Consider the following 14,595-nt stretch of genomic DNA (forward strand, 5'->3'; position numbering starts at 1 on the left):
CGGCCGCAACGGCGAACGTGTCAGCCGATACAGGCTGCACGGCCCCGTCTTTGATGTAGGATTGCGGCGTTGATCTTGTTGCCGGTCTCGTTGGGAAGGACTTCGGCAAACCTCTGCGTACAATCGTCAACTTTCCGGGACGCAATCCTTTGGGGGCTATCCTTACCGGCACAGGGCTGCATGCGAGAACAATGGAGAATTGCGAAGTTCGTCCGGAATCAAACGCATTTGGCCTCGCCGCCTTTTTGCGGCTGTATAAATGGTCGCAGAGCGCTACATTCATCCTCAATCGTACCTAAGTGAATGAGCGTGATGTCGAAGAATTCTCAGTTCCCAATCGCCGGGGTAGGCGCCTCAGCAGGTGGTGTGCCGGCGTTGGAGGACTTCCTCAAGCCGTTTCCTGCCGATCCGGGCATGGCCTTCGTGATCGTCACCCATCTCAATCCGGAGCGCGAAAGCCGCCTGCACGAAGTGCTCGAGCACTACACCTCGATGCCTGTCGTTGTTGCCGAGCACGACATGGCGATCGAGAAAGACCATGTCTACGTCATGCCGTCCGACTCGATCCTGACCATCGACGGTGGCCGCCTCCAGTCGAAGCAGGTCGACCTCGCACACCGCGAGCGAAAGCCCATTGACGTCTTTCTCGCATCCCTGGCGCAGGATTACGGCGAGTATTCGGTCGCGGTCGTGCTCTCGGGCGGCGATGGAGACGGTACGCTCGGATCAAAGGCGGTAAAGGAAGGCGGCGGATTGACGCTCGCCCAGACCTCCGACGGCGACGGGCCGCGCAACCCCGACATGCCGCGCAGCGCCATAGCCAGCGGCGTCGTCGACATTGCTGTGCCGGTCGATCAGATGGCAGAGCGCTTGATGGAATTTGTCCGCAGCTTCGACGTGCTTGACGGGGTGACCCAGCACTCTGGAACGCAAGACGAAATTGACCAGGAAACGGCCCGGCGCGAGATTTGTGCCGTATTGACCGCCCATTCAGGCCATGATTTTTCAGGCTACAAGACCAAGACCTTCTTCCGCCGCGTCCGCCGCCGGATGCAAGTTCGGCAATTGCATTCGCTTGCTGGCTATCTGGAATTGATCCGAGCCGAGCCCGACGAAGTATCCAATCTCTTCAAGGATCTGTTGATCAACGTCACCAATTTCTTCCGTGACCAGGATGCGTTCCGCCTGCTCGAAGAAGACATCATCCCCAAATTGTTCGAGGGCAAGGCTGCCAATGATTCCGTCCGCATTTGGGTTCCGGGCTGTGCTACCGGAGAGGAAGTCTATTCGATAGCCATCCAGATCAGAGAACGTCTGGACAAGATGAGCGCCGCCCCGAAGGTGCAGATCTTCGCAACAGATATCGATGAGCCCGCGCTTGCGGTCGCGCGTGCAGCGCGCTATCCCGCGCCCCTCCTCGACGGCCTGTCGGCTGAACGCCGCCGGCGTTTCTTCAAGCCGGATGGTGCAAGTTACGTCATCAGCACGAGGTGCGCGAGCTCTGTATCTTTTCCCCACATAGCCTCATCCGCGACCCGCCGTTCTCGCGCATGGATATGGTTTCATGCCGCAACCTCCTGATCTATCTTGGGCCTGATGTTCAGCGACAGGTGATACCGATATTCCACTATTCGTTGCGATCAGGGGGCTATCTGTTTCTCGGAAGCTCCGAGAGCATCGGACAATACGGTGAGTTGTTCTCGACCCTCGACAAGAAGCACCGGGTCTTTCAGGCCCGCGATCTCCCGGTAAAGATGCCGCGCCTTCCTTCCCTCTTCGGGCGGGAACGATCCGCTTCCTTCGATGAGAAATTGAGCGTCGCACCCCGCGAAAGCGGTCGTTCACTCAGGCAATCGGTCGAAGCCCGGATCCTCGAGCGCCACGCCCCGACGCATGTAGTCGTCAATGCAGAAGCCGAAATTGTCTACTACTCCACAGGCACGGGCCGGTTTCTGGAGCCGCCGCAAGGTGTGCCCAGTCGCCATTTGCTGACGCTCGCCCGCAAGGGACTGCGTCTCGATCTGCGTTCTGCGCTGCGCGAATGCATCACGTCGCATAAACCGGTCAGCCGATTGAACGTCGTGGTCGATCCCGATGGAGATCCCTTGCACTATGCCGGCATCACCATCGAACCGATCGATGGCGGTCGTGAAAAGCTCTACATCGTGATTTTCCGGTCGGATGGAACCTCCGAGACGAAGGCCGACGGCACATCGGCGCGCGACAACGTGGAAGGCGGCCATGAGCTTGAACGGGAGCTGCGCGATACCAAGGAGCGCCTACAGTCGACGATCGAAGAATACGAGACAGCGCTGGAGGAACTGAAATCCTCCAACGAGGAACTGATGTCCGTCAACGAAGAGGTACAGTCCAGCAACGAGGAACTGGAAGCCTCAAAGGAGGAAACTCAGTCCCTGAACGAAGAACTCAATACGATCAATGCCGAACTGAACGCAAGATCGAGGAACTGGACCACGCCAACGGCGACCTTAGAAACCTGTTTGACAGTACCCAGATCGCCACCATTTTCCTCGATCGGCAACTGGTCATCCGCACCTACACCCCCACCGCCGCAGCGTTCTTCAACCTGCGGCCCTCCGATGTCGGACGGCCGCTGACGGAGCTTTCGAGCCGCCTTGAGTACCCGAGCTTCAAGGCGGATATCCGAGGTGTGTTCGACACAGGTGAGCCACTTCATCACCAACTCGCGCGCGACGGTGACGGCAAACACTATCTTGTGCGGATAATCCCCTACCGCTCCGCGGGCGAAGACATCGACGGGGTTGTCGTGACGATGGTGGATGTGACGCAACTTGCCGAGGCGGAGGCCCACAAGCAGGTTCTGATCTCGGAGCTCAACCATCGCGTCAAGAACATACTCCTTGTGGTAACCGCGATCGTGAAGCGAACGATGCAGCGCACCTCGTCGACCGAGGCCTTCCAATCGGCGTTCGACGGCCGCATGGGCGCACTCGGTCGCGCTTATGGTCTTTTGTCGGACGAAGTGTGGAAGGAGGTATCGATCCGGGAGATCTTCGCCGGCGAATTGAAGCCCTTTGGGCCCGAGACCTTCAAGCTTGAGGGCGAGGACCTCTACCTGAAACCGCAATTGGGCCTTTCCTTTGCAATGGTCGCACACGAACTGGCCACCAATGCGACAAAGTACGGCGCGCTTTCAAAGGAACACGGCACAATCGACGTCAGTTGGCGGAGCGAAGGTAACCGGTTGCTTGTGGAGTGGCGCGAGCGCGGCGGTCCGAGCGTGAGTGAGCCGACATCGTCCGGCTTCGGTCTGGAACTGCTACGCGGCGAAATCGAGTACCGCCTACAAGGGAAACTAGAAACAAAATTCGATCCGGCGGGTTTGGTCGTTTCGTTCAGCATTCCGTTCGAGAGGTAGCTTGTGGCGCCCCGCCCCCGCATTCTGATCGTCGAAGACGAGTTCCTCCTGGCAATGGATCTCGTCCAGGCACTACAAGCTGCGGGCTACGAGGTTGCCGGCCCGGCCCCCTCCGTCCGCCTCGCTCTCGAAACGATCGCGGGCGTCAATCCGGACGCTGCAGTGCTCGACATTCAACTGACCGATGGCACGAGTTTCCCCGTGGCACGCAGACTGGTCGAACTCGGCTTGCCGTTCATCTTCTTCACCAGCTTTACCAGGACCGCAATACCTGAGGATCTTGCTCAAGTGCCCCATGTTTCAAAACTCGAACCCCACAGCGAAGTGCTTGAGGCGTTGAGCTGCGCCCTCGGCGAAAAGGCTCCCTGAAATCTCTAAAGCATCCGGCGCAAACACCGTAGCCGGGCGCCAGACAAAACCGAAGCGGGAACTAGGAGCGAGCTCTGACGATCTGACCTGCCCTGAAATCCCATTCGGCAGTAATTAGAGCCGGGATCCGTGTTGTTTAGGCCCCGCAATTTGCTCCTCTTCCCCCCAGCTTTCGTCCTGACGAGCGCGAGTTCCGCAATATTGTTTCGCCGGCTCAAGGTCTTGTTGCTACTTTCGTTTTGGTAAAGGACAATCTGGTCCGAGGGAGTGAGGAGCGGGCGATGGATTTCGAAAAGGTCGGGCGGGCCCGCCTGATGATGAGGCTGCCAAACCACCGGAAGCAGATCTCTGATGCCAACTTCTTGGCGATTACCGATTTGCTGGAAGCCTACGGTCTGGCAGTCATAAAGCGCGACGAGCTACGTGAACAACCGATATCAGACCCTTCGATCTTGGCCGAGTATGAGGATCTCTGTCAGAAGCTGGAGGACGACGTCATCAAGACGATCGCCTGCGTGAGCCCCCGTATGGTCCGCTAGGTCACCACTCCCATGATTGCAATGAAAATCTAGCAGGCTGTCCCAATGGGCTCGTGCCGGTTGCCAGAACGCCCCATCAGTTTCCGTTCTTCAGAATTTGGCCCCGGCAGTGTCTGCCAGGGCCCGGCAAGCCGCGGCGTCTGCTTGAGGGACCGCATACAACGAGGTGTTCGGGACCTTGCCCCTACCTGCCCGGCCTCACCAGCGACTTGGCGATATCGATGATGTCGCACCCGAGCAGTCGTCGGATCATCGAACCGCAGACGAGTGAGATGCGCGGCGCGATCACTCTTACTCAAAAGCGAAGGGCCAAATCTGAGCACCATCCAAAATATTTGTTGCGCGAGATGATCGGCTTTGCCGCTGAACGGCTGATGGAGCTGGAGGTCGGCTCAGCTACGGGTGCAGGGTTCGGGGAGAAGAACCCGATGCGGCTTGCACAGCGCAACGGCTACCGTGACCGCGATTGGGAGACGCGAGCTGGCACGGTCGAGCTTCGCATTCCGAAGCTGCGCAAGGGCAGCTACTTTCCGAGCTTCCTCGAACCGCGCCGCATGGCAGAGAAGGCTCTGACGGCTGTTATCCAGGAGGCGTATATCCAAGGAATATCGACGCGGTCGGTCGATGATCTGGTCAAAGCCATGGGGATGAGCGGCATCTCCAAAAGCCAGGTGTCGCGGCTGTGCGAGGAGATCGACGTCAAGGTGAAGGCGTTCCTTGACCGCCCCATTGAAGGCGAATGGCCATATGTTTGGGTCGACGCGACCTACCTCAAGGTCCGGCGTGGCGGCCGGATCGTCTCGGTCGCCGTCATCATCGCGGTCGGCGTCAACAGCGACGGTCGGCGCGAAGTCCTGGGTATGGAAGTCGGCACATCGGAAGCTGAGCCAATCTGGACGGAGTTTTTGCGTCGGCTGACACGCCGAGGTCTACGCGGGGTGAAGCTGGTTGTCTCCGATGCGCATGAGGGCATCAAAGCTGCCGTTTCCAAGGTTCTCAACGCCACATGGCAGCGGTGCCGCGTTCACTTCATGAGGAATGTGCTGGCACATGCCGGAAAGAGCGGGAGGCGAGTTGTCTCCGCCTTCATCGCTACAGCCTTTGCCCAGGAGACGCCGGAGGCGGCCAGCGCTCACAATGGCGCAGCGTCGCCGACCAGATCAGACCAAAAGTGCCGAAGCTCGCCATGATCATGGATGACGCTGAAGGCGATGTGCTCGCCTACATGACCTTTCCGAAAGAGCACCGGGCGAAGTTACACTCGACGAATCCGATTGAGCGTCTCAACGGCGAAATCAAACGCCGCACCGAGGTCGTCGGCATCTTTCCCAACGATGAAGCCATCGTCCGTCTCGTCGGCGCATTGCTCATGGAGGCGAACGATGAGTGGACCGTCCAGCGAGGCAGATACCTGACCCTTGAGACCATGGCTCAAATGAGCGATGATCCCCAAATCAGTTTGCCCGCTGTGGCCCGCTGATAATCGCTCCGACCTGGGGCGGAAAGCACGGCAATCAGCCGCCAGCTACACCACCTACGTGGACACGATCCTGCCGGCTCGTCTGCAAGTTTCCGAAACTGTTCAAATGCGGAATACTGATCGCGCCTGTCTCTAGGCGAACCGTGTTCGAATTAGGTTCGCCGCTTGTTATTCTCGCCCTAGTTTGCGGTTTGACACAGCCGTCAGCTACCAAGGCCCGCAGCCTCAACTTTTGCGACTGCTACCGCTGGCGCCTCCCTAGTCACCTCCAGAACCGCTCTTGCCGCCACCGCTATCCTTGCTGGTGGATTCGCGCTTGTCATCGTTCTTGTGGCTTTGCTCGCTGGCCTTGCGATGTTGTTCGCTGCTGCCGCCTTGGCCGCCTTAATTGGGCATCTTCGTTCTCCTTGAGTTGCATCAGGCCGTGGATCGGTCGGCGCACTCCAAACGACGGAAGCCCACAATGTTCCCGGCGTAAAGAAGAAGGATGTGAAATTGGGTCTTCCAACGCATCCAACGTGTCGTGCTGGGAGCCGCACTGGAACATCAATACGCCGCGAGAGTAGGGAGAGAATTGATCCCAACCGATCAAGTCAGAAAGGCCTTCGTCGCCAGTCTTCGCAGTGCCCAAGCAATGAAGAACCAGACGCTCAGCACGATGAAGCCGCAAGATTGAACGTATCGAGACCCATCCCGAAGTGGCAACCGGGCTGCAGCAGCACATTTCGGAAACGGGGGTTCAGAGCCGGCGGCTCGAAGATGTGCTTGCCACCCTGAACGAACACCTTTCCCAAATGAAGGATATTGCTCTCTCGTTCACTGGGGTGATGGCCGCCTTCTCACACGGTTCCAGACGACAAAATGCTGAAAAACTTATTCGCCAACTTTGCCTTCGAGACTTCGAAATCGCCGCCTACCGGTTTCGGCTGACGATCGCCGAAGCCGGCGGCTACACCGCAGGGGTGTTGGTGCTCCAGACCAATCTCGCTGAGGAGCCGGCGATGGCGGGCTGGCTTGAAGATAATCTCATCGGCGTGGCGACTAGCATTTTATCCCTCCGCGAAGTCGGTGGAAAGCAAAGGTGTTACGATCGAGCCGTTCCCATAAGAAGACGAGTTTCATGCCGCCTCGGATTTAATGATGTGTCTGAAGGAAGTTGGTGCGCGTTTGCTGTGACCGGTTTCGCATTTGAAGCATGCGATGGAGATTTCCTGTAGTCTGGCAGATCTTCCCCCAATACAGGCCTTGCCCTTCTTCGAAAACCCATCGACAAGGAAGCCTCGATCGCGCCGTCAGCGACACTGACCCGCTAGGTCCAGGAACAGAGCTTCGACATAAACCCACACCGGAACGGAATCCCGACCCCTGCCACCTCGATCGATCGTAGAGGTGGGGAGGCATTGGCGGCGCCAACAGTTTAGCTATCCCATTGACCGAACGGACCGCGCCCGGACAGCAGTTAATATGGCCGCAAGTTCGTGGCTGAGTGCGTTTTGAACCGCAAAGGCAGAGCTTGGGACCACACCTGGATCCTCCTCATGGTCCTGCACGACCAAGTCGTCTTCCATGCCAGAAACAAGGTCGTCCCAATCCTGAGGCCGGGTGCGACGTAAAATGCATAGAATGGCGATTAAAAGCTCCCTGTGCGCCGAGATCTGAAATTCCATTCTTTCCATGGGGCGCTCCATCCGTGATAAATGCTTCAGTAGAACTCCCTTGAAACGGCCTGGTTCCCCTAAGACGACCGGCGACCGGATGGGTCGCGATCATCCAGCCAGCGCTATTCTGGGAGAGTTCTTTCAAATGTCTGTCGCATGGACAGGACGACCTGGTGCGATTTCGCCACGAGGAGAAATCACAACCCGCTAAGGGCATCCCGGCACATCAGTTCGGATGAAGGGTTATGAAAGAACAGCGCCGCAGCGCCGCCGATTAGGCCGCGAGATGGCAATGCAGGACGTTCGATAGGTTCTGATGCATGACGAAACATCGACGTCCTCATGTCCGAGGAACTGACGCTGCGCGAGTAAAGCCGCATCAAGACCGCCCTGCGAATGGGCAGGCCTGCAACGATCAAGGCCCTGGCCGGCTCCGACTTTACATTCCAACCCTCGCTCGACCGAGATCGCATCTTCACTCTGGCGCAGCTTGGCTTCGTCGACCGCCACGAAGCAGTTCATTTCCTCGGTCCGCCGGGAACGGGAAAGAGCGTGGGCTTGCCGTGACGGGTAACGGCTGAGATCTTCTCGGTGACGCGCATGCGGACGGAGTCAGGCCCTTCTTGGTCGTCGTTCGCGGATGCTGCATATGGAGTGCCTTCGGAACTTTACCGGCGCCAACAGGTTCACCTTCACGTGGAAAGGAGACAGATGATGAGCGACCCGAAGGACGAGAAAACCACAGATCCGATTCTGGAACCGATCTCGCAGCCCCGCCCACCCGAAATGGATCTCGAACCAATTCCACTGCCAGACCTATCCGGGGCTGCCACTGACGAGGTGGATGAACTTCCCGCCGAAACTGGACGCGTGCCACCGGTTCCGAGCCGCGATGAGGCCAACATTGGCCCGGATGACGTGTTGCCGGAAGACAGCGAGGAGAAGCTCCTGGAGGACGACCCGGCGCGCGAAAGGACCCGCTTCGATGAAGAGCTTCCGAAAAGCAGCCGCTAAGGCTTGCCCGTACAAAGCGTGACGGGCGGTGAAAGGGATGACCCCCACCCTCACCTGCCCGGTCGCGCAGGTTGAATCGAAATGCACAGCGGACTTTGAGGCCGATCTACTCCGCGATTTCCACCGACAAAGCCGGCTCGCAAAACACAGCGTTCTTCCGCTTCAAGGCGATCGTCGGCAGGCTGGCAACTGTTGGCAAAGCTCGCGTCCAACGTAGACCACCTCGCCAGCGCGCCTGGCGGCCATCAAATAGTCCCGCCGCGCTGCCATTTTCGTCGACGGTAGCCCGCGATAACAAAGCTGACGCTCTGGGTGCATTTCAGTTTCAGCCAGTAGCCCACCTGTTCGGATAAATAAGGTGTTTGCCAGTTCCGGGCAATGATCCGTCCAGATTGAACTTGCATGCCTGCGCGAGAATGCCGGTGGTCTTCGATCTCTACCGAGACGCGAATGACAGACCCTCTCTCTGATCATCTTCTCAAGGGAACCGGCCGCTCTCGCTGATCCATGTCGCGCAGGTCGTGACCGTCAAAATCGAGAAGATCGTACGTGTAAAATGGTGTCCTTTGTCGCCGCATTGCGGTCTGCCGCATGCACGGTCGACCAGCAGAATCCTAATACATTAGCAATGGAACAATATCAGTCCCGGCGCATTATGTGTTGTACGTTGGCGTTGGCTTATTGTGGAGGCAGTGCTAACGCTGACCCAGACGGTCTAGTTCGCCCCGGGCCGTCTGGACCTACCCTCAATTCCTCCCCGCATCGCCCGGACCTGTTGCGAGCCCAGTTGCCGCCGGCTGGCCTGACAAACGAGATCTCCGGCCTGCCTTCGCGCGCACCGAGGCCAAGGCCGCACCGGATTTACTTACCGCGACATCCTGCTGGGGCGGCTGGAGGCGGGGCCGGACATTACCGAACGCTTTGTAAAACAGCGAAAGCGGCACGGTTCATTCCCGAACCGAGAGGCGTCCTGGTCAATAATACGGCGACACACATTCCTGGCGTGGCCCATAATAGGGCTGGAAGGTGTTGTCGTAGGCTCTGTATGACCGATACCGGTCAAAGCACCATTCGACATGCGCTGATGGTGCGCTGGAATAGACCCTGCGGGGTGGTGAGGCGATCGCACCACCAATAACCACTCCAGCTCCGAAGGCAGCGAGAGGGTACCACCACCCGTCGCTGTGTCGACGATAACCGTCCCGACGGTAGCGGTAGCCCTGATGGCCATTGTAATAGCCGTATCGCGGGCCCGCATCGTAACGATAGCCATTGTACCCCCGTGAGCGCGGCGGGCCACCGTAGTGACCTGGCTTGTGGTGGACAAACTCGACGGACCGAGAGAGAGACTGGCCGCTCGCAACGGGAGACATGGGCACGGCCTGAGCCGAGACCGCCGACAATGCAGCAGCGGCTGCTACGAATATTGTACCTATTGTTTTCATGACTTCACCCAAAAGTTCCTTGCCAAGACATATCTGTGACTAGTCGCGCCACTAAAGGGCTGCGCGTCGAATTCGGGCTGACTTCCGATGGTGAACAAAGCGAACCCGCTTGCCCAATCACTTAGCGCCAAGAATATCGCGTACCATAGGACCTCAGTCCTATGGCCGTCCCGCAAAGGTCCTATATGCCGCTCAAGCCGGTGGGCTCTGGACACTTAGGTCCCCCAATAACCCGACCCATCGACGATGATCGCTGACGGTGAAGCGGCGGTGCCCGTAGATGGCGGCAGCAGTTGTTGCAGGCGGAGCTCGGCGGCCAGGACTGCAAGCTATCAGCGATGAGCCGCTGCTGAACTTTGGAGTTAACGAAGCTTCGCCGGACCATCCTTGATGGGATTGCCGTCCGCGTTTGACGGTTTCGGCGAACATAGCAAGCGCGTCTCCCCGACCGCATTCGATTGGAACCGCTACAGCGTGCCTGCAACTAAAGGCTCCTGTCTGAACCGCAGAAACGGCGGGAGTTTCGTGTGGGACTTCTGAGCCGACTCTACCGTTCCGACTGGAAAGGACAATGAGATGCCAACCTCACAAGAACGCGTTCATCCAAAGACGATCGAGCGACCCGTCAAAATTATTCCCTCAGTCCGCAGGAAGCGGAGCGGCTCGTCAATCAATTCGGTGAGGGCCGGAAGAAACTCGACCTCTTGCTCGGTCACAAAGGCGCCGCAAATAGCGTATCTGCAAATACCTCGGATGCAGGTGGCCGATATCCTCGCTCTCGTTCTTCATCTCGACGAGCAGGTCGTCCTCCGGGCTGAGGAACTGGCCCTGGAACGCGGAACAGAAATTGGCGCGGGCGTGGTCCTGATCGCACCGAAGTACCATTGACCATTCCGCTAAAAGAGGGTGTTGACTCTCGCCCTCAATGAGAACATTTGTAGAACGTACCCATTGAGAAGGCCTGCAACATGAGTGACGAAACCGGCGCGATCAAGAAGACGGAGAGCGGCCCATTCGTGCATTTGTGCGAGGAGCCGGGCTGCAAGGCATGGGGCGGCTTCGGCTTTGCTAACGGCAGCGCTGCGCCCAATTGGTATTGCTTCGCACACAGGATCGAATGGCCACCGGCCAAGAGATCCTAATTTCACCGGCGATGCGGCCGCCAACCTAAAACCTGCAAGACGAATGCTCCGGGAGGGCACCCCGGACGAGGAGAAACCATGTCCGCCGCTCAGAAAACTATAGGGAATGACGAGATCGATCAGGCCCAAGACGATTTCACCGCCGCTCTCGCCTGGCACGATGGCGATGCCGAGGCCACTATCCGGACTTTGCTCGCCAACTGCAAACATTTGCGCCAGCAGCTCGTATTGGCCGAGATTTCGTTGAGCCTTGGCTTTACTCGTGGATGGCGCCCATGCCGCGAGCCGGCCGCCGCGGCTGTGGAAGGCGCAATCGTTTCAGGCTGACCAACATGCCCGAACAAAACGGTTTAACGCGTCGCCAGCGCATGCACACCCTGAGCAAGGCCGAGGGAACCCGCCAGATTGTCAAGATCGAATGCATGTACTGCCGGATCACGCATCGGTACCGTTGTCGCGATCTGCTGCAACTCTGCGGCGACGTACCGATCGACGAGATATCGCCGCAATTTTACTGCGAGAAATGCAAAAAAAAGGAATACTTGCGGGCAGAGTTCGAGTTGCCATGGCCCGCCGACACTGGAAAGCTCCGCATCCGAAAGCTGGTAAGGATCAAGACAGTTCTAAAGCCAGTGTGGAAAGACGACTTCTATTGAAGGTGAGCAAGAGCGATGTGCAATCTCTACAATCTGACGACGAACCAGCAAGCCATCCGCGACTTCGTTTCGGTCACCCATGATCTGGTGGGTAACCTAGAGCAATCCATCGACGTCTACCCCGATCGCTTCGCGCCGATCATTCGCAACAACGAGGATCGTCGCGAACTCGCAATGGCTCGCTGGGGCATGCCTTCATCGAGTAAGGCGCAATTGGACGCAGCCACGAAGCGCGCGGATAAGCTTCGCGCCAAGGGCAAGGAAGTGGACTTTGCCGAACTCCTGAAGATGGAGCCGGACGGAGGCACAACCAACGTCCGAAACACTTCCAGCAAACACTGGAAGCGTTGGCTGGGAGTAGAAAACCGCTGCGTTGTTCCCCTAACCCGCTTCGCCGAACCGGACCCGGCAAGCAAGGTCGAAGGCGGCCGCACTCCAAATGCATGGTTCGCCAGCACAAGTGACGAACCGTTGATGTTCTTTGCCGGCATTTGGGTGAAGGATTGGACCAGCGTTCGCAAAGTCAAAGAAGGGCTGATCACGATCGACATCTTCGCCTTCCTAACGACAGAGCCCAACGGCATCGTTGCGCCGATCCATCAAAAAGCGATGCCGGTCGTCCTGACCTCAAGGGAAGAGGTCCAGGCGTGGCTGACTGCACCCTGGACGGAGGCCCAGCAGCTGCAGCGTCCCCTGCCCGACGGCGAACTCAAGGTCGTTCAGGTGGCGGACAATCCAGCGGCCTAACGCGAACCGTTAGTGGGGTGTCTCGTCACGGCGGCCCGATCGCTCCCTGATTAGAGCCGCCAGCGCAGCACGGCGCCACTCAGGCAACTTCAATATAAAGGTGCCCACGTCCCGTCCGAAGTTCGTCCAGGCCTTGTCACCGGCCTGCCCTGCATCAATCACGCCGGCGGCCTCAAAGTCGGACCGGTCCATGTTTACGCGAGCGAGGGAAATCTGAAGCAAATCTGCCCCGGTGATCATCGCGCTACCCCTGCTGGCGAAGATTAGCGTCCCGTGGCTGGTCTGTCGCGGCACATCAGGCGGCTCGGCCGCTTCCTCTTCGGCGACGAGTTTTTGGTAACACGCGTCGATGTCCTGGGCGATGCCTTCGGCATCATAGAGGTAACCATCCGTGCCGCCGTCGGTTTCTATGATCTCCGCAAGGGAGTTCATTACCGCGCGGCCGAGCCGCTGGGCGAAACTGTTTCGGTATAGAGGGCAACGCCATTGCCAGTTGCAGAGCTGCGGGACGCCGTTTACTGACTTGCGGTTATCCTACGGAGCGTTAAAGTGAGTCTCCAATCCAATCTTCGTGCGCGTGGCGGATGCGGATCACGAAAATTCTTCCATCGTCGTTGATCCGATAGACTACTAGGTGGACCTTGAAGGGATGGATCCTAACAGGCGGGGAAATCTCATGGCGTTCACGTGCCATTCGAGGGTTCGCGGATATAAGCTCAAGCAGAACAAAAAGCTCATGGTGATACCGTTCGGCGACCGGGGATCCATAATCGCGGACGCCTTGTTCGGCGATTGAGACGATATCCTCTTCCGCTTCGACAGAGAGGCTGAATGGCATTAATCGCGCCCGCGGGTGATCTCGGCTCGCGCGATTGCTGCTGCGAACAACTCGTCCTTCGAACGAGTTCCAACGCCACTTTTAAGTCCGTCATCGACGAAACGTTGCATTTCGGCAATTTTATCAGTACGGGCTTGGTCTCTGCGGATAAGGTCCCTAACGTAATCACTCGCGTTCGAGTATCGACCGGTCTTGGCTTGCGCTTCAACCCACTCTTTCATCGGGTCCGGCAGGGACACATTCATCGTCGCCATTCGAGTCTCCTTGGTATCTCAAAATACTCCGTGATGGCAAAGTTTGTCAAATCACAGAAGACTGCGGAGGACGTTGTCGAACCGATTGACCGCAGGTTCGAGTCCTGCCGGAAACGCCATGTTCGTGCCCCTCCTCCCAACGAAGTCATGAATTGTCTCGGAGAATGGGAGAGCTTCGTTCATTCGGATACACCCGAGGTTCCCCCGCTGATCAAGGCGGGGCTCATTCACGTTCAGTTTGAAACCATCCACCCTTTCCTGGACGGCAATGGTCGTCTCGGCCGCCTCCTGATCACGCTATTTCTTTGCGCCACCGGCGTACTTCGGGAACCCTTGCTTTATCTCAGCCTCTATTTCAAATCGCGAAGGGCTAATTACTACCGGCTGCTGCAGGAAGTCCGAGAATACAACAACCGAGCCCTTTGGGCGGGTCATTCGAGCAATAAGATGAGTCGCAGTCCGTCCCGCAGCGTAGCTGTCAATGCCGACGAACTCCCCTTTCGTCCCAGAGGCACGCGTTACAACATGGACGACCGGGAGACCCCGCTCCACAACTGCTTCTACTGCCGCACTGACCGTTGGACTGCTGGGAACAGCCAAGATCAGGCCTGCGCGCGACACCTCGGCAGACATGATGCGCCGTCAGAACTGCACCCCAAGCCGCAGGGCATCCAGCATGGCCGCATTAGCCGATCGCCTGCTGACCGCGTCGCCAATCTTGTGCAGTTCGAAGCCAGAGGGGGGCCGGGCACGCAGAGGCGTTGAACCGACTAGTCTTTCGATCTCCGTGACGCCAGCATTCACCGAGAGCGGCCGCAATTCGTCGAAGACGTCGTTCACTGGCATCGTCCCATGTTCGACAATGACCTGCGCGTTGGGTTCGCGTAATTCCCAGTCGGTCAGCAAATCACGCAACACCACCTCATGCCGCCCTCGTGCGCGCGCAACGAACGTCACTGCCTTGCCAGCCGCCGCGATTTCCGCGGCAACCGAGGGCGCTGGGTGGCGTCCGCTCGCATCATAGATCATCATCGGCAACCTGCTTGGGATTTC

At 58.2% G+C, this 14,595-nt stretch carries 13 protein-coding genes and 5 pseudogenes; 12 read left to right on the forward strand and 6 right to left on the reverse strand.

Annotated elements, in window-relative coordinates; translation table 11 throughout:
- Nucleotides 1–312 precede the first annotated feature (312 nt).
- The 8 genes and pseudogenes from LPJGGPFB_RS24060 (at nucleotide 313) to LPJGGPFB_RS24090 (ending at nucleotide 8,460) form a co-directional block, all read left to right on the forward strand.
- A pseudogene (locus LPJGGPFB_RS24060) lies at nucleotides 313–2,618 on the forward strand (CheR family methyltransferase).
- A complete protein-coding gene (locus LPJGGPFB_RS33645; protein WP_345791083.1) occupies nucleotides 2,543–3,400 on the forward strand; it encodes a sensor histidine kinase in 858 nt (285 codons plus the stop codon). Before LPJGGPFB_RS24060 ends, LPJGGPFB_RS33645 begins: the two are co-directional and overlap by 76 nt.
- 3 nt (nucleotides 3,401–3,403) lie before the next feature.
- Nucleotides 3,404–3,769, forward strand: coding sequence for a response regulator (locus LPJGGPFB_RS24065; RefSeq protein ID WP_345791068.1), 366 nt, complete (start codon nucleotides 3,404–3,406; stop codon nucleotides 3,767–3,769).
- A 281-nt stretch (nucleotides 3,770–4,050) separates the two neighbouring features.
- Nucleotides 4,051–4,308, forward strand: a complete 258-nt coding sequence (locus LPJGGPFB_RS24070) for a hypothetical protein (RefSeq protein ID WP_173422487.1) — start codon at nucleotides 4,051–4,053, stop codon at nucleotides 4,306–4,308.
- 347 nt (nucleotides 4,309–4,655) lie between these two features.
- Nucleotides 4,656–5,788 (forward strand): annotated as a pseudogene (locus LPJGGPFB_RS24075) (IS256 family transposase).
- Nucleotides 5,789–6,486: 698 nt separating this feature from the next.
- A complete protein-coding gene (locus tag LPJGGPFB_RS24080; RefSeq protein ID WP_173422488.1) occupies nucleotides 6,487–7,005 on the forward strand; it encodes a DUF892 family protein in 519 nt (172 codons plus the stop codon).
- A gap of 771 nt (nucleotides 7,006–7,776) precedes the next feature.
- Nucleotides 7,777–7,998 (forward strand): annotated as a pseudogene (locus LPJGGPFB_RS24085) (ATP-binding protein); the annotation flags it as partial.
- A 162-nt stretch (nucleotides 7,999–8,160) separates the two neighbouring features.
- A complete protein-coding gene (locus LPJGGPFB_RS24090) occupies nucleotides 8,161–8,460 on the forward strand; it encodes a hypothetical protein (protein ID WP_173422489.1) in 300 nt (99 codons plus the stop codon).
- Between the two features lie 974 nt (nucleotides 8,461–9,434).
- Here the strand turns inward: LPJGGPFB_RS24090 and LPJGGPFB_RS24095 are convergent.
- Entirely contained in the window at nucleotides 9,435–9,905 is a 471-nt protein-coding gene (locus LPJGGPFB_RS24095; RefSeq protein WP_173422490.1) for a BA14K family protein, read from the reverse strand.
- Nucleotides 9,906–11,125: 1,220 nt separating this feature from the next.
- Between LPJGGPFB_RS24095 and LPJGGPFB_RS24100 the strand changes: the two genes are divergently transcribed.
- The 3 genes from LPJGGPFB_RS24100 to LPJGGPFB_RS24110 are packed head-to-tail and all read left to right on the forward strand — an operon-like array spanning nucleotide 11,126 to nucleotide 12,450.
- Nucleotides 11,126–11,374 (forward strand): hypothetical protein, encoded by a 249-nt coding sequence (locus LPJGGPFB_RS24100; protein ID WP_173422491.1) that lies wholly within the window; start codon nucleotides 11,126–11,128, stop codon nucleotides 11,372–11,374.
- Nucleotides 11,375–11,379: 5 nt separating this feature from the next.
- Complete coding sequence (locus LPJGGPFB_RS24105; RefSeq protein ID WP_173422492.1) at nucleotides 11,380–11,703, forward strand: hypothetical protein; 324 nt, start codon at nucleotides 11,380–11,382, stop codon at nucleotides 11,701–11,703.
- A gap of 15 nt (nucleotides 11,704–11,718) precedes the next feature.
- Nucleotides 11,719–12,450: an SOS response-associated peptidase gene (locus LPJGGPFB_RS24110; RefSeq protein WP_173422493.1), complete on the forward strand. Its 732-nt coding sequence runs from the start codon at nucleotides 11,719–11,721 to the stop codon at nucleotides 12,448–12,450.
- A gap of 9 nt (nucleotides 12,451–12,459) precedes the next feature.
- On the opposite strand, the gene LPJGGPFB_RS24115 is transcribed toward LPJGGPFB_RS24110, so the two are convergent.
- The 3 genes from LPJGGPFB_RS24115 to LPJGGPFB_RS24125 form a co-directional block, all read right to left on the reverse strand.
- On the reverse strand, nucleotides 12,460–12,882 hold the full coding sequence (locus LPJGGPFB_RS24115; RefSeq protein ID WP_173422494.1) for a hypothetical protein: 423 nt from the start codon (nucleotides 12,880–12,882) through the stop codon (nucleotides 12,460–12,462).
- Between the two features lie 112 nt (nucleotides 12,883–12,994).
- Entirely contained in the window at nucleotides 12,995–13,288 is a 294-nt protein-coding gene (locus tag LPJGGPFB_RS24120; protein WP_173422495.1) for a type II toxin-antitoxin system RelE/ParE family toxin, read from the reverse strand.
- The gene (locus tag LPJGGPFB_RS24125; protein WP_173422496.1) at nucleotides 13,288–13,542 is read right to left on the reverse strand and encodes a type II toxin-antitoxin system ParD family antitoxin; all 255 of its coding nucleotides are present in this window, start codon (nucleotides 13,540–13,542) and stop codon (nucleotides 13,288–13,290) included. Before LPJGGPFB_RS24125 ends, LPJGGPFB_RS24120 begins: the two co-directional genes overlap by 1 nt.
- A gap of 94 nt (nucleotides 13,543–13,636) precedes the next feature.
- Here LPJGGPFB_RS24125 and LPJGGPFB_RS32895 point away from each other — a divergent pair.
- Nucleotides 13,637–13,968 (forward strand): annotated as a pseudogene (locus tag LPJGGPFB_RS32895) (Fic family protein); the annotation flags it as partial.
- Here LPJGGPFB_RS32895 and LPJGGPFB_RS32900 read toward each other — a convergent pair.
- Nucleotides 13,951–14,184 (reverse strand): annotated as a pseudogene (locus LPJGGPFB_RS32900) (LacI family transcriptional regulator); the annotation flags it as partial. The pseudogenes LPJGGPFB_RS32895 and LPJGGPFB_RS32900 overlap by 18 nt on opposite strands.
- On the reverse strand, nucleotides 14,185–14,574 hold the full coding sequence (locus LPJGGPFB_RS32905; RefSeq protein WP_234903097.1) for a hypothetical protein: 390 nt from the start codon (nucleotides 14,572–14,574) through the stop codon (nucleotides 14,185–14,187).
- Nucleotides 14,575–14,595 lie beyond the last annotated feature (21 nt).

Source organism: Ensifer adhaerens (assembly GCF_013283195.1).
Taxonomy (GTDB): Bacteria; Pseudomonadota; Alphaproteobacteria; order Rhizobiales; family Rhizobiaceae; genus Ensifer; species Ensifer adhaerens_G.